Raw genomic sequence first — 15844 nt, forward strand, 5'->3', positions numbered from 1 at the left:
ATCCGCTCGCTCATGACGACACTCCGCTCCGCTCCGTGCCGCCATGAGGCACCACCGCACTGAGCCCGACGATTCGCTCGCTCCGCTCGCTCATGACGACACTCCGCTCCGCTCCGTGCCGCCATGAGGCACCACCGCACTGAGCCCGACGATTCGCTCGCTCCGCTCGCTCATGACTCGGCCCCTTCCCGCTGGGTGCCGCTGGCGATGGTCTGCATGACCCGGTCGGCGTCCACCGTGTCGTCGTTGGTCAGGTGCGCGACCATTTCCCGGTCCCGCATGACCGCGATCTTGTGGCTGAGTCGCAGCACCTCCTCCAGCTCGGCGGAGATGAACAGCACCGCCATTCCGCCGTCGGAGAGCTGGACGACCAACTTCTGGATCTCCGCCTTGGCGCCGATGTCGATGCCACGGGTCGGCTCGTCCAGGATGAGCAGCCGGGGCTCGGTGATCAGCCACCGGGCCAGCAGCACCTTCTGCTGGTTACCGCCGGAGAGGTTGCGCACCGGCACGTCGGGGTTGGGCGGGCGGATGCTCAACGCCTTGATGTACTTGTCGACCAGTTCGTCCTGCCGGCGCCGCAGGATGGGCCGCAGCCAGCCACGGGCCGCCTGCATGGCCAGGATCATGTTCTCCCGGACCGACAGGTCGCCGATGATCCCTTCCGCGCGGCGGTTCTCCGAGCAGAACCCGATGCCGTGGTCGATGGCCTGCACCGGGTTGCGCAGGCCGGTCGCGTCGCCGCTGACCGCCACCTGGCCCCGGTCGGCGCGGTCCGCGCCGAACAACAGCCGGGCCACCTCGGTACGGCCGGAGCCGAGCAGGCCGGCCAGGCCGACCACCTCGCCGGCGTGGATGGTCAGGCTGAACGGGGCTACCGCGCCCTTGCGCCCGAGGTCGGACACCTCGACGAAGGGCGTGCCGCCCTCCAGGACCGCCAGCTCCCGCCGGGGGTGCTCCTCGATGCGTTCGAGGACGTCGAGCTCCTTGCCGATCATCTTCTCCACCAGCGCGAGCTGCGGCAGCTCGGCGGTCGGGTACTCCCCCACCAGCGTGCCGTTGCGCAGCACGGTGATCCGGTCGGCGATGCCGTAGACCTGGTCGAGGAAGTGGGTGACGAAGAGGATGGCGATGCCCTCGTCGCGCAACTGCCGCATGATCCGGAAGAGCTGTGCCACCTCACCGGCGTCCAGGCTGGAGGTCGGCTCGTCGAGGATGAGCACCCGGGCCTGCACGTCGATCGCCCGGGCGATCGCCACCATCTGCTGCACGGCCAGCGAGAAACTCGCGACCGGCGCGGTGACGTCGATGTCGAGGTCCAGGCGGGTCAGCAGTTCCCGGGCCCGTCGCCTGACCTCGCCCCAGCGGACGGCGCCGAAGCGGCGCGGCTCCCGACCGATGAAGATGTTCTCCGCCACCGAAAGGTTGGGGCAGAGGTTGACCTCCTGGTAGACGGTGCTGACGCCGGCCGAGGCGGCCTGCATCGGCCCGCTGAAGGCCACCTGCTCGTCGCCCAGGGTGATGGTGCCCTCGTCGATGCCGTAGACGCCGGTCAACACTTTGATCAGGGTCGACTTGCCGGCGCCGTTCTCGCCCATCAGGGCGTGCACCTCGCCGGGGAAGAGCCGGAAGTCGACGTTGTGGAGTGCGCGCACCCCGGGAAAGGACTTGCTGATCCCGGTCATCGTCAGGACCGGACGGCTATCCGTCATCCCATCAGATCCTCTTCTGGGTTCTCGCGGTACGGAAGGGCCACGGAGCCCCCGTGGCGTCCGCCCGGTCAGCCGTGGGGCCGACCGGGCGGACGTGGCACGGGGGTGTCGGGCCAGGCGCCCAGTCCGTCGGGAAATGGGCGACGCTGCGGGGTCGCCACCTCAGCGGCGACCCCGGGCGTCGATCAGTACTTGCGGTTGGGCAGGGCCTCCTTGGCCTGCTCCTGGGTGAAGGTGGTCTCCTCGGTCTCGATCCGCGGCGGCACCTCCTCACCCGCCTTGACCTTCTTGGCCAGGTCCATCAGCTGTGGGCCGAGCAGCGGGCTGCACTCCGCGATGAAGTTGAACTTGCCGTCGGCCAGGGCCTGCATGCCGTCCTTGACCGCGTCGATGGTGATGATGGTGATGTCCTGGCCGGGCACCTTGCCGGCCGCGGTGATCGCCTCGAGGGCACCCAGACCCATGTCGTCGTTGTGCGCGAAGAGCACGTCGATCTTCGGGTGGGCCTTGAGGAACTGCTCCATGACCTGCTTGCCGCCGGCCCGGGTGAAGTCACCCGACTGGGAGGCGATGACCTTGAGCTTGGGGTCGGCGGCGATCGCCTCGGCGAAGCCCTTCTTGCGGTCGTTGGCCGGCGCCGAGCCGGTGGTGCCCTGGAGCTCGACGATGTTCACGTCGCCGGTCGCGGCCTTCTTCTCCTCGACCAGCCACTCACCGGAGAGACGACCCTCCTTGACGAAGTCCGAGCCGAGGAAGGTCTTGTACAGCGACTTGTCCGCCGAGTCCACCGCGCGGTCGGTCAGGATGACCGGGATGCCGGCGTCCTTGGCCTCCTTGAGCACCGTGTCCCAACCGGACTCCACCACCGGCGAGAAGGCGATCACGTCGACCTTCTGCTGGATGTAGTTGCGGATCGCCTTGATCTGGTTTTCCTGCTTCTGCTGGGCGTCGTCGAACTTCAGCTCGATGCCCGCCTCCGCCGCCGACTCCTTGATGGAGTTGGTGTTGGCGGTCCGCCAGCCGCTCTCCGCGCCGACCTGGGAGAAGCCCAGGACGAGCTTGCCGTCGTCGCCACCGGCGTCGCTACCGGTGTCGCTGTTACCGCAGGCCGCCACGCTGCCGGCGAGCAGCACGGCGGCGGCGACCGCGATGGCGCGACGACGCGCCATCGGCATTCGCATGTTCCTCATCGGATCTCCTCGAGTGGGTGCGGTTGTCCACGCCGCCCGCCGTGCTGCACGGGCGGCCTGAGTCGGTGGTGCGGATCCTGTGCGGGTGGTGCGAATCAGATCGCGGGTCGCCGGGACCCGCGACCGGTCAGGAGTTCGCCGGAGGCGAGGGGCGTTGTCCGTAGACGTTCTGGTAGCGGTCGTAGAGCGCGTCGATGTCGGCCTGCGCCATCGGCACCGGTTGCCCGAGCGCGCGCGCCAGGTGCGCGGTCCGGGCGACGTCCTCGCACATCACCGCGGCCTTGACCGCGGAGCGGGCGTTGCGCCCGATGGTGAAGACGCCGTGGTTCTGCATCAGCACCGCGGGCGATCGGTGCCCGGTGAGCGTGCTGACGATGCCCTTGCCGATGTCGTCGCCGCCGATCAGCGCGAACGGGCCCACGGGGATCTCCCCGCCGAACTCGTCGGCCTGCGCGGTCAGGTGGCAGGGGATCGACTCGCCGCGTGCCGCCCAGGCGGTGGCGTACGTGCTGTGGGTGTGCACGACGCCGCCCACCTCGGGCATGGCGCGGTAGACGTACGCGTGCGCCGCGGTGTCGCTGGACGGCGACAGCTCCCCCTCGACCGGTACGCCGTCGAGGTCGCAGAGCACCATGTTCTCGGCCGAGAGGTCGTCGTAGTCGACGCCGCTGGGCTTGATGACCATGAGATCGTGGCCCGGTACGCGTGCGGAGACGTTGCCGGCCGTCCAGGCGACCAACCCGTAGCGGGTCAGCTCGCCGTGCAGTCGCGCGACGCTGGCGCGCAACTCGGTCACCAGGGCGGTCAGGTCGTCGCTCATGCCGGCACCTCCACGGTCTCCTGCGGCGTCCCGGCCGACTCGACCGCCGCGTTGCGGATCGCCCGCAGGCGCAGCATCACGTCGTTGGCACCACGGCCGAAGTGGTCGTGCAGCGCGCGGTACTCGGCGTAGAGGGCGTCGTAGGCGCGTACCCGCTCCGGGTCCGGCTGGTAGACGGCCTCGTGCACGCGGCCCATGGTCTGCGCCGCCTCCCGGACCGAGGGGTACGCACCGGCGGCGACGGCGGCGTGGATCGCCGAGCCGAGCGCCGGGCCCTGGGCGGAACCGATGATGCCCAGCGGCCGGTTGGTGACGTCCGCGTAGATCTGCATGAGCAGCTTGTTCGAGGTGAGCCCACCGGCGATCACCAGGTCGTCGACGGGTACCCCCGCGTCGACGAACGCCTCCACGATCATCCTGGTGCCGTACGCGGTCGCTTCGAGCAGGGCGCGGTAGACGTCCTCCGGCCGGGTGGCCAGGGTCAGGCCGACGATCATCCCGCTCAGGTCGTGGTTGACCAGCAGCGACCGGTTGCCGTTCCACCAGTCCAGCGCGACCAGGCCGTGGGCGCCGACCGGCTGGGCGGCGGCCAGCTCGGTGAGCCGCTCGTGCGAGTCGAGCCCGGCCGGGGCGGCGTGGTTGACGAACCATCCGAAGATGTCGCCTACCCCGCTCTGCCCGGCCTCGTAGCCCCACGCGCCGTCGCTGATGCCACCGTCGACGACACCGCACATGCCGGCCACCTCGGCCGGGGTGGTGCCGTTGACCACGTGGCAGGTCGAGGTGCCCATGATGGCCACCAGCCGGCCCGGCTCGATCGCCTGGGCGGAGGCCGCGGTCACGTGCGCGTCGACGTTGCCGACGGCGACCGCCACGCCCTCCGGCAGCCCGGTCCAGGCCGCGGCGGTGGCGGTGAGCCCGCCCGCCTTCGCGCCCAGCGGCATCAGCGGACCGTCCAGTTTGGCCACGAAGTCGCCGAAGTCGGGGTTGAGCGCGGTCAGGTAGTCCGCCGAGGGGTAGGTGCCGTCCTGGAGGATGCCCTTGTAGCCGGCGGTGCAGACGTTGCGGGTCTCGACGCCGCACAGTTGCCACACGATCCAGTCGGCGGCCTCGACGAAGCGCTCGGCCCGGCGGTAGACCTCCGGGTCCTCCTCCAGGATCTGCAGGCCCTTGGCGAACTGCCACTCGGCGGAGATCTTGCCGCCGTAACGGCCGATCCAGGGTTCGCCCCGCTCGTGGGCCAGCGCGTTGATCCGGTCGGCGTGCGGCTGCGCGGCGTGGTGCTTCCACAGCTTGACCCAGGCGTGCGGGCGCTGGCGCAGCTCCGGCACCTCGCACAACGGGGTGCCGTCGGCGAGCGTCGGCAGCACCGTGCAGGCGGTGAAGTCGATGCCGATGCCGACGACGTCGGCCGGGTCGACCCCGGCAGCGGCCACCGCCGCCGGAACGGCGTGGCGCAGCACGTCGCGGTAGTCCTCGGGGTCCTGCAGCGCCCAGTCGGGCGGCAGCGGGGTACCGCCGTCCGGTAGGGCGGTGCTGATGACCGCTCTGCGGTATTCGTGCACCGCAGTCCCCAACTCGGCACCATCGCGGACCCGGACCACCAGGGCCCGTCCCGACAGCGTGCCGTAGTCGACGCCGACGACGTACCGGTCGCCTGCTTCGTCCACTCCGCTCATCTTCACCTCCGGCCGATGACGGACCTCAGTGTTAACGCTCACATCCTGCGCCGTCAAGACACCTGCCGGCAACAGCTCCGTAACGGAGCACACCGAGGGATAGACCAACGTCAACAGGTTACCGAAGGGTGGCGCGCGGCGGTGCCCCCATCCCAGGTCACGCCGCCTCCGGCGGATCGGCGCACGGGCCCGCGTGCGAGCGGACGCGAACCCCACCGACGCGCCCCGCGAGGCCGGGCCGCACCGGAGGGCGGGACGGGGGCACGACCGACCGCCGCACACCGCACTCCGAGCCCTCTTCGGCCTGCTCGGACGGCCTGCCGGCCGGACCGCGCGGAGGCGGACGGATGCGCGCGACGACCGATCCGCGATCGTGGCGCGGCGTCCCCCACGCCAGCCCTTGACACACCCCGCCGGACGGGCCCGGCAGCCGCGTACGAGCTGCGCACATCCGTACGCCAGGAGGGCGCGTGGAAAGCGGCCCACTCCACCGCGCGACAGTCGGCACAGGACCGTCCGGTCCCGGAAACCGACCCGTTCGGTGGACCCTGGAATGAGCGTTAACATCGCGGATTCATCAGACGATCAAGGCGAGGCGGCGTCAGCGCTCCCCACCCACGCGTACGCCACCCGATCGCGAGACGCATTTCCCCATTGACGTGCGCGATCACCCAGACGGCCGCCGACGGCATGCACAGCGGACCTCCCGCAGCCACTCCGACCCCCACTCCAAGTGATTTACAGAATTGAATGTCAGCGATAACATTCGCGACATCGATGCTGAGCGTGGCCGGCTGAGGACTCCGTGCGGCCACGGTCGACGGCGACCAGGCCCGCTGCCGCCGGTCACCGGCGCACCCTCGCCCGGCCGGTGCCCTGCCACCACCGGTGCGCCCACGGGCGACGCACCACGCACCCCGTACCGCCACCGCCGCACGGGCACGTCGTGGTCGGTCATCGACGAACGACACCTGTTGGCTCCCGTGACCTTGAAGGAGGTCCGCATGCGCGCACGACCACGATGGTTGGCCGTCCTGAGCGTCCTGATGTTGACGCTCACGGCCGTCGTCGTCGACGGGCTCCACTCGCCGAAACCCGCCCAGGCGCTCAACAACGGGGTGGCGCGTACGCCACCGATGGGCTGGAACACCTGGAACACCTTCGGGTGCAACATCAACGAGGCCCTGATCCATCAGATGGCCGACGCGATCGTCTCCACCGGGATGCGCGACCTCGGCTACAAGTACGTCGTCGTCGACGACTGCTGGTTCGACCCGAACCGCGACTCCCAGGGCAACCTCCAGGCCCATGCCGGCCGGTTCCCCAGCGGCATGAAGGCGCTCGGCGACTACCTGCACGCCCGAGGTCTGCTCTTCGGGATCTACCAGGTGCCCCGGGAGAAGACCTGCGCCCAGTACTTCGGCGCGTGGCCGGGTTCCACCGGAAGCCTCGGACACGAATACCAGGACGCCCGCCAGTTCGCCGCCTGGGGCGTGGACTTCCTCAAGTACGACTGGTGCTCCCCGTGGGGCACCATCAACGACCAGGTGGCGGGATTCTCCCTGATGCGTGACGCGCTGGCCGCCACCGGCCGACCGATCGTCTACAGCATCAACCCGAACAGCATCCACGAGAAGACCGGCCCGCAGCGCAACTGGGGCGACATCGCCAACATGTGGCGGACCACCGAGGACATCACCAACTCGTGGAACACCGGGCAGACCAACGGCTACCCGATGGGCGTGCAGAACATCATCAACGTCACCGTGCCCCTCGCACCGTACGCCGCACCGGGCGCCTTCAACGACCAGGACATGATGGTGGTCGGCAACGGGGGCATGAACGACACCGAGATGCGCAGCCACTTCGCGCTCTGGTCGATCATGGCCTCGCCGTTGATCGCCGGCAACGACATCCGCAACGCCAACGCGGCGACCCTGGCCATCCTGCGCAACCAGCAGCTCATCGCCATCAACCAGGACCCGCTCGGCGTACAGGCCGTGCAGGTGTCCCACGACGGCACCCGCCGGGTGCTGGCCAAGCGGCTGGCCAACGGCGACGTCGCGGTGGCCCTGCTCAACCAGGGCTCGGCCACCACCACCGTGTCCACCACGGCGGCGGCGATCGGCAAGTCCGGCAGCTCGTTCACGCTCCGCGACGCCTGGACCAACGGCACCTCGACCAGCACCGGCGCGATCTCCGCCAGCGTGCCGGCGCACGGCACGGCGGTCTTCCGGGTCAGCGGAGGCGGCACGACCAACCCGCCGACCACCTTCCGGCTGCGCAGCGAGTCCTCCGGCCGGTGCCTCGACGTCAACAACGGCGGCACCGCCAACGGCACCGCCACGCTGATCTGGGACTGCCACAGCAACAGCAACCAGAGCTTCACCCAGAACGGCCAGAGCCTCCAGGTACTCGGCAAGTGCCTGGACATCTCCACCACCGCCACCGCCGGCAGCCCGGTGCAGATCTGGGACTGCAACGGGGGCACCAACCAGCAGTGGACCTTCAACGGCAACGGCACCGTCAGCAGCGTCCGGTTCCCGAACCTCTGCCTGGACGTGAACAACAACGGGACCGCGAACGGCACCACGGTCCTGGTCTGGAACTGCCACACCGCCGCCAACCAACGGTGGAGCCGGGCCTGACCCGGACCATCGGCGCGGACCCGTCGCCCGGCGCGACCGGGTGACGGGCCGGGCGGGTGCCCCGACACCCGCCCGGTCCGCCGCGCCCGGCGTCGACACCCTCAGCGGATACGTCCCGACACGCGAGGCGCAGCGTCGGGGTGCAGAAACGTCCGGCGCTCAGCCGCAGCGGGCGGGCGGCTCACGGCGGGCAGTCGTCGGCGTGGCACACCGACCGGCGGTGCTGCCCGGCGCGAACATCCCCAACGGGTCGTCGAGCAACGGGGCGAACCCGAGTTCGGCGGCGCCGACCAGGGTCGCGTCGTCACCGAGCGCGGCCGTACGCAGCCGCACGCTCTCCCGGGCGACCGGCAGCACGTTGCGGGCTATCCGGCTGCGCACCTGGGCCGCCGCGCCCGGGTACACGTCGCACAGCATCCCGCCGAAGACGACCATGCCGGGGTTGAACAGGTTGATCAGGTTGGCCACGCCGATGCCGAGCCAGTCCCCGATCCGCCGGAACGCCTCGCGCGCGGCCGGGTCACCACGGTCGGCGTCGTCGGCGACCGACCGGATGGCCGCCCGGCCGAACATCTCGGCGGGACGACCGGCGACGTCGAGCAGGGCCCGCTCGCCCACCTCCGCCTCCAGGCAGCCGGACGAGCCGCAGCCGCACGGCCGCCCGTCGTACGGGTTCACCACCATGTGGCCCAGCTCGCAGCCGTAACCGCCGTGGCCACCGAGCAGCCGCCCGCCGACGATGATGCCGCCACCGACGCCGACGTCACCGTGCAGGTAGACGAGGTTGTCGAAGCCGACACCCGCGCCGCGCCACTGCTCGGCCTGGGCGCCGAGATGGGCCTCGTTGCCGACCGCGACCGGCAGGCCCAGCCCGAGGCGGCGGCCGAGTTCCGCGCCGAAGTCCTGGTCCACCCAGCCCAGGTCCGGTCCGAACCGGACCATCCCGTCACCGGGCCGGATCATCCCGCAGTACGAGGCGCCGATGCCCACGCATCGCGCCTGCGGCGGCGCGGCACGGTGTAGCTGGCGACCGAAGCGGGCCAGCACCGCCACCACACGGTGCAGGTCCGGCCCGGCGCGCGGGCGAACCGCCTCGCGGCGGTCCAGGATCGCCCCGCCCAGGCCGACCCGAGCGGCCACCAGCCGGTCCACCGCCACGTCGAAGGCCAACACGTAGCACCGGTCGGCCGAGGGCCGGACCATCAGCGAGGGGCGACCGGCGCGGCCGGTGTCGGTCGGCAGTTCCTCGTGGACCAGGCCCGCCCGGCTCAGCTCGGTGGTCAACGCCATGATGGTGCTGCGGTTGAGGCCCATCCGCTCGGCCAGCCCGGCGCGCGACGTCGGGCCGTCGAGGTGCACGTGCCGCAGCAGCGTGCCGGCGTTCCGCCGACGGATCTCCTCCTGGACCACCACGACCTCCGGCATCAGCGACGGTGTACGGCCGACGGGAGGGAGTGTGTCCAAGCAGTGGGACGACGTCAAGCGCGGGTCGACCGTGGACCGGTCGACCCGCGCCAGAGCCCGGTGTCGACGTCCTCGGACGCGCCGAGGACGTCGACACACGGCCTAACGACTCGCGCCGGCACGCCGCTTGTTGTAGACGTCGAAGGCGACGGCGACGAGCAGCACCAGGCCCTTCACCACCGACTGCATCGACTGGTCCACGCCCATCAACTGCATGCCGTTGCTCATCACCGCCATGATCAGGCCACCGACCATCGCGCCGACGACCGTGCCGACGCCACCGGTGACGGCGGCGCCGCCGATGAAGGCCGCCGCGATCGCGTCGAGTTCGAACATGTTGCCGGCGGCGGGCTGTGCGCCGTTGGAGCGCGAGGAGAAGATGATGCCGGCCACGGCCGACAGGAAGCCCATGTTGACGAAGATCCAGAAGTTGACGGTCTTCACCTTGACGCCGGACAGCATCGCCGCGGGCAGGTTGCCGCCGATGGCGTACACCTGCCGGCCGAAGACCGTCCGCCGGGTGAGCATGCCGTACACCAGCACCAGGGCGGCGAGGATGATCAACACGATGGGCAGGCCCCGGGCGTGCGCGAGCTGCCAGGCGAAGTACATGACCACCGCGCCGACCAGCGCCATCCGCGCGACGAACAGCGCGAAGGACTCCACCGGCTGCTGGTAGCGGATGCGCGCCACCCGAGTCCGGAAGCAGCTCACCACGTAACCGGCCACCGCGATGCCGCCGATGAGCAGTGTGAAGGCGTCGTACCCGTCACCACCGATGAGTCCGTTGAGGAAGCCCGCGGCGATCCTGTTGTACTCGGCCGGGAACGGCGACAGCGAGATGTTGTCCAGCACCCGCAGGGTCAGACCACGGAACAGCAGCATGCCGGCCAGGGTCACGATGAAGGCGGGAATGCCGACGTACGCGACCCAGAAGCCGTGCCACGCGCCGACCGCCAGTCCGACCAGCAGCGCGGCCACCACGCCCATCCACCAGGGTTGGCCCTGCCGGATCACCACCACGGCGGAGACCGCGCCGGTCAACGCGACCACCGAGCCGACCGACAGGTCGATGTGCCCGCCGATGATCACGATGACCATGCCGATCGCGAGCACCAGGATGTACGAATACTGAAGGACGATGTTGGTGATGTTGCCCGGGCTCAGCGAGAGTCCGTCGGTGAGGAACGCGAAGAGCGCGACGATGACGACGAGGGCGACGAAGATGCCGCTCTGTCGCAGGTTGTTCATGATGAGCGTACGGGGGTCGCTGCTGCCCACGTGCAGCGCGGCGGCGGGAGCACTCTCGGTCGACGGGCCCTTCGACACCGAGGAGGGCTTGGTGCTGGTCATCCGACGGTTTCCTTGTCCTTCGCCATGAGTTCCATGAGCTTCTCCTGGGTGGCCTCGCCGACCGGCACCATGCCGGTGATCCGCCCTGCCGACATCGTGTAGATGCGGTCGCACATGCCGAGCAGCTCGGGCAGCTCCGAGCTGATGATGATCACCGCCTTACCGGCGGCGACCAACTGGTTCACGATCGTGTAGATCTCGAACTTCGCGCCGACGTCGATGCCCCGTGTCGGCTCGTCCAGGATCAGCACGTCCGGGTCGGTGAAGAGCCACTTCGACAGCACGACCTTCTGTTGGTTGCCACCGGAGAGCTTGCCCACCACCGACATCACGCTCGGCGCCTTGATGTGCATGTCGCGCCGGCTGGCCTCGGCGACCTTGGTCTCCTCGTTGTCGTGCACCCAGCCGAGATGGGCGAGCTTGCGCAGCCCCGCCGCCGAGACGTTGTGCCGGATGTCGTCGATGAGGTTCAGGCCGTACCGTTTGCGGTCCTCGGTGGCGTACGCGATGCCGTTGCGGATCGCCTCCGCGACGGACCGTGCCCGGACCTCGCGGCCGTGCATGAACAGTCGGCCGGAGATGTCCCGGCCGTACGACCGGCCGAAGACGCTCATCGCCAGCTCGGTCCGCCCGGCGCCCATCAGCCCGGCGATGCCGACCACCTCGCCGGCGCGCACGTTCAGGGCGGCGTTCTGGACGACCAGCCGGTCCTGCGTCGGATGCCGCACCGACCAGTCCTCGATCCGCAGCACCTCCGCGCCCGGCGACGAGACCCGGTCGGGATAGAAGCTGTCCAGGTCGCGGCCGACCATGCCACGGATGATCCGCTCCTGGGTCACCTCGCCGGAGGCCATCTCCAGCCGTTCCACGGTGCGGCCGTCGCGCAGCACGGTGGTCGAGTCGGCGATGGCGGTGATCTCGTTGAGCTTGTGCGAGATCATGATGCAGGTGATGCCCTGGTCGCGCAGCCGCCGCATCAGGTCGAGCAGGTGCGCCGAGTCGATGTCGTTGAGCGCGGCGGTCGGCTCGTCCAGGATGAGCAGCCGGACCTTCTTCGAGATCGCCTTGGCGATCTCGACCAGCTGCTGCTTGCCGACGCCGAGCTGCACCACCGGGGTCACCGGGTTCTCCGGCAGCCCGACCGAGGCGAGCAACTCTGCGGCCTCGGCGTTGGTGCGGTTCCAGTCGATCAGGCCGCTACGGCCACGGCGCTCGTTGCCGAGGAAGATGTTCTCGGCGATCGACAGGTACGGCACCAGGGCGAGTTCCTGGTGGATGATGACGATGCCCCGGTCCTCGCTGTCCCGGATGCCACGGAAGTTCGCCGGTGCGCCGTCGAAGAGGATCTCGCCGTCGTAGCTGCCGGACGGATAGACGCCCGACAGCACCTTCATCAGGGTGGACTTGCCGGCGCCGTTCTCGCCGCAGATGGCGTGGATCTCCCCTCGGCGTACGGCGAGGGAGACGTCCTGGAGCGCCGCCACCCCGGGGAACGTCTTGGTGATGTGACGCATCTCGAGGATGTGGTCGTCCATCTGCACCGTCCTGGCGATCTGTTTCGTGAGGTCTGTACTGGGTCGAGAGGGTGGGGCCCGGCAGCGGACACCGCGCCGGGCCCCCGGGTGCCGCCGTCAGTTCCTGGACTGGCCGGAGGCGACCTCCTCGGCGGTGAAGTAGCCGGAGTCGATCAGCACCTTCTGGATGTCGTCCTTGAAGACGGTCTCGACCGGCAGCAGGTACGACGGGACGACCTTGACCCCGTTGTTGTAGGTCTCGCTGTCGTTGGCCTCGGGCGTCTTCTCCTGGAGGAACGCCTCACCGGCGACCACGGCCTGCTCGGCCAGCAGGCGGGTGTCCTTGAAGATGGTGGAGCTCTGGATGCCGTCGTTGATCAGCTTGACCGAGGCGATCTCGGCGTCCTGCCCGGTGACCACCGGGATCTCGTTGGCACCCCGGTAGCCGGCGTTCTGCAGCGCGGTGATGATGCCGCGCGAGATGCCGTCGTACGGCGACAGCACGCCGTCCACCTTGCTGTTGTCGTTGTAGCTGGAGGTCAGCAGGTCCTCCATCCGCTTCTGCGCGGCCTCCTGCTGCCAGCGCAGGATCGCCACCTGCTCGATCTTGGTCTGCCCGGACTTCACCTTGAGGGTGCCGGCGTCGATGAACGGCTTGAGGGTGTCCATCGCGCCGTCGAAGAAGAAGTGGGCGTTGTTGTCGTCCAGCGACCCAGCGAACAGCTCGATGTTGAACGGCCCGGTCTCCTCGCCCTTGCCGCCGTCCTTGGTCTGCAGGCCGAGGCCGACCAGGAGCGCGCTGGCCTGGGCCACGCCGACCTTGTAGTTGTCGAAGCTGACATAGAAGTCGACGTTCGGGCTGTCCCGGATGAGCCGGTCGTAGGAGATGACCGGGATCTTCGCGTCGGCCGCCGCCTGGAGCTGTCCACTGAGGGCGGTGCCGTCGATCGCGGCGATGATCAGCACGTCGGCACCGCGCGTGATCATCTGGTCGACCTGCTGCGACTGGGTCGGGATGTCGTCACCGGCGTACTGGAGGTCGACCTTGTAGCCCTTGGCCTCCAGCTTCTCCTTGACGGAGTTGCCGTCGGCGATCCACCGCTCGGAGGTCTGGGTCGGCATCGAGACGCCGATGGTGAGGTCGGACGGCTTCTCGTCGCTGGTGTTGCCGCTTCCGGCACCGTCGCCACTGCACGCCGCCATACTCAGCGCCAGGGCGGCGCTACCGAGAGCGGCCAGAATTCTTCTGCTCACTGGCTTCCCCAATCTGGAACTCGCGCCGTCGCACCGGCTGCGCGGATCGCACTTCGGGGCCCAAGTGTTAGCGCTCACATTGTCCGGGTCAACACCTCGCCGGAAATCCAGCGGTCACGTTCTCGTAACGAAGCCGAGGCTCCACCGGTCGGCCGAATCACCGCAGGTCAAGGCGTTGAACATCGAAGGAAGTCGAGCGTTCGCACGAGCCACCCGAATAACGTCCATCGAGAGCAGAGAATACGCCAACTCGCTCCCAGGTGCGACGGGCGAGGCGCCGCCCCATCACATCTGTCGACCCACAAAGGGAAACGGATCACCCGGTCGACGGAAGCCCACCAGGCGGTCACACACCGTGACCGGACAGGCCCGCGCTCCATGGTGGACCAGACGCGCGGGGACACGTTCGGCGCAGCGGCGCCGAAGCCCGCGACGCGAGCACCGACGACACCCGGGGCGCACGGTCGGTTCCCGCGCCGTCACCAGCACAGTCTTGACATCGACCAGCCGGACGCCGATGCTCTGCTAAATCAGTTTAGCGCCCGTCCTCCCCCACACCACCGCAACCGGTCCGGGGCGCTGCCACGGGACCTGCCCGCGGCAGCCGGACGCGTCCAACAAGGAGAGCCGATGAGACTGCGAAGGACGCTCACCGCCATGGCGGCGGTGGCACTTCTCGCCACCTCCGGCACGGCCGCGTACGCCGCGTCGAAGGGCCCCGGCGACAACGCCGGCGGCATCCGCAGTGTCACACCGATCACCACCGTCTACACGTACGGCCAGAAGGTCTCCGCCGTCGCCGTCGAGTACCCGCAGACGGTGAACCCCCGCGAGCTCGACAATTCCACCTTCTCGGTCTCCGACACCGTCTACAACTTCCGCTTCAACCCGATGGACGACCTGCCCAAGCTGGCCGACCGCAAGGTCACCCACACCTACACGAACAACGCGCCCACCACCCGCGCGGACCGTCGTTCGGTGGACGGCCGGTACGTCATCGTCGAGCTGGACCCCGCCGAGAACCTCGGCTGGACCGTCATCGTCTCCAAGTGCCCGACCTTCCTGTGCAGCGTGAAGGTCAACACCGAGCTGCCCACCCGGGTGACGCAGCGCAAGGACGTGCACGCCCAGCCCGGCAAGGGCAAGGGCAAGGGTCCGGTGCAGGCCAAGGCCGCCCCGAAGACCCCGCGCGGGGTCACCGAGAAGCCGGTGAACCTGCTCGTCGACGACTTCACGTACGGCTCGTACCTGAGCAACGGCATGGTGCTGCCGTACCACTACCACCTGCCGAAGAACTACCAGCCCGGCAAGAAGTACCCGCTGATGGTCGTCCTGCCCGGGCACGGCATGGGCTGGGACGGCGACAACCTGGGCGTCCAGATCGCCGCCGACATCCCGGCCACCGCCTGGCTCCAGTCGAACTGGACCGGCAGCCGCGAGGACGTCATCGTGCTCGCCCCGCAGAACCAGCGGGTCGGCCTGCCCGCCGAGGGTGACCTGCTGATCCGGCTGGTCGACCAGTTCGTCAAGGACCACGCGGTGGACACCGACCGGGTGTACGCCACCACCGTGTCGTACGGTTCCCGGCTGCTGTGGGAGGCGTTCGCCAAGCGGCCCGACCTGTTCGCCGGTGGTCTGGTGACCGGCGGCTTCCAGATCGGCGCCGACCAGGCCAAGGCCATCGCCGCCGGTGAGGTGCCGCTCTGGATCACCCACGGCGTCAACGACCACCTGCTCAACATCTCGCTCGCCCGCAACTCGCACGCGGCCCTGCGCGCGGCCTACGAGGCCCAGGGCAAGACGCCCGCGCAGATCGCCAAGCTGCTGCACTACACCGAGTACGGCAACGAGGCGTTCTCGCTGCCCGACTACCACGCCGCCTACGGTCCGACGTACGAGGACCGCAGCATCCTCCAGTGGCTGCTGGCCCAGCGTAAGGGCTGACACCCCGCTCAAGAGGCACCGTCCGGGCTCGCCGGCCGCGATTGATCTCGCGGCCGGCGAGCCTCGTTCGGGTCCACGCGACCCGAGCGGGTCCCCCGCCCTCCCGCCGTCCGCCGTCCGCCCACGGGGGCGCTATCCCCTGAACGTCCCACGGCACTGCCTCGTCGATCATGGAGTTGTGGCTGCCGAATTACACCGACAGACGGCTTTTGTGCACACCACGACTCCATGATCGACGGAACCAACGCCGAGGAAGGCCGAGGAAC

Annotated in this window: 10 protein-coding genes; 2 read left to right on the forward strand and 8 right to left on the reverse strand. The window is 69.4% G+C overall.

The features are described from left to right. Positions 1-170: 170 nt before the first annotated feature. From ABT008_RS15405 to araB, 4 genes are all read right to left on the reverse strand, one after another. Positions 171-1712: a sugar ABC transporter ATP-binding protein gene (locus tag ABT008_RS15405; RefSeq protein WP_350696869.1), complete on the reverse strand. Its 1542-nt coding sequence runs from the start codon at positions 1710-1712 to the stop codon at positions 171-173. Between the two features lie 185 nt (positions 1713-1897). Further along, positions 1898-2902 carry an ABC transporter substrate-binding protein gene (locus ABT008_RS15410; RefSeq protein ID WP_350696870.1) on the reverse strand — a complete coding sequence of 335 codons (1005 nt, stop codon included), beginning with the start codon at positions 2900-2902 and terminating at the stop codon, positions 1898-1900. A gap of 127 nt (positions 2903-3029) precedes the next feature. Continuing rightward, a complete protein-coding gene (locus ABT008_RS15415; RefSeq protein ID WP_350696871.1) occupies positions 3030-3722 on the reverse strand; it encodes an L-ribulose-5-phosphate 4-epimerase in 693 nt (230 codons plus the stop codon). Continuing rightward, positions 3719-5401, reverse strand: coding sequence for a ribulokinase (gene araB / locus ABT008_RS15420; RefSeq protein WP_350696872.1), 1683 nt, complete (start codon positions 5399-5401; stop codon positions 3719-3721). The genes ABT008_RS15415 and araB overlap by 4 nt, the downstream gene beginning before the upstream one ends. A 1004-nt stretch (positions 5402-6405) precedes the next feature. On the opposite strand from araB, the gene ABT008_RS15425 reads away from it, so the two are divergent. Next, positions 6406-8049, forward strand: a complete 1644-nt coding sequence (locus tag ABT008_RS15425; protein ID WP_350696873.1) for a glycoside hydrolase family 27 protein — start codon at positions 6406-6408, stop codon at positions 8047-8049. A 159-nt stretch (positions 8050-8208) separates the two neighbouring features. Here ABT008_RS15425 and ABT008_RS15430 read toward each other — a convergent pair whose 3' ends face one another. The 4 genes from ABT008_RS15430 to chvE all read right to left on the reverse strand — a co-directional run bounded on the left by ABT008_RS15430 (position 8209) and on the right by chvE (position 13634). After that, positions 8209-9474: an ROK family protein gene (locus tag ABT008_RS15430; protein ID WP_350696874.1), complete on the reverse strand. Its 1266-nt coding sequence runs from the start codon at positions 9472-9474 to the stop codon at positions 8209-8211. Positions 9475-9615: 141 nt separating this feature from the next. Beyond that, positions 9616-10866, reverse strand: a complete 1251-nt coding sequence (gene mmsB / locus ABT008_RS15435) for a multiple monosaccharide ABC transporter permease (RefSeq protein ID WP_350696875.1) — start codon at positions 10864-10866, stop codon at positions 9616-9618. Then, positions 10863-12401: a multiple monosaccharide ABC transporter ATP-binding protein gene (gene mmsA, locus ABT008_RS15440; protein WP_350696876.1), complete on the reverse strand. Its 1539-nt coding sequence runs from the start codon at positions 12399-12401 to the stop codon at positions 10863-10865. The genes mmsB and mmsA overlap by 4 nt, the downstream gene beginning before the upstream one ends. Positions 12402-12497: 96 nt before the next feature. Continuing rightward, the gene (chvE, locus tag ABT008_RS15445; protein ID WP_350696877.1) at positions 12498-13634 is read right to left on the reverse strand and encodes a multiple monosaccharide ABC transporter substrate-binding protein; all 1137 of its coding nucleotides are present in this window, start codon (positions 13632-13634) and stop codon (positions 12498-12500) included. 630 nt (positions 13635-14264) lie between these two features. Here chvE and ABT008_RS15450 point away from each other — a divergent pair. Further along, positions 14265-15578, forward strand: coding sequence for a hypothetical protein (locus tag ABT008_RS15450; RefSeq protein ID WP_350696878.1), 1314 nt, complete (start codon positions 14265-14267; stop codon positions 15576-15578). Positions 15579-15844: the final 266 nt, after the last annotated feature.

This window comes from Micromonospora sp. NPDC002389, assembly GCF_040296095.1.
Taxonomy (GTDB): domain Bacteria; phylum Actinomycetota; class Actinomycetes; order Mycobacteriales; family Micromonosporaceae; genus Micromonospora.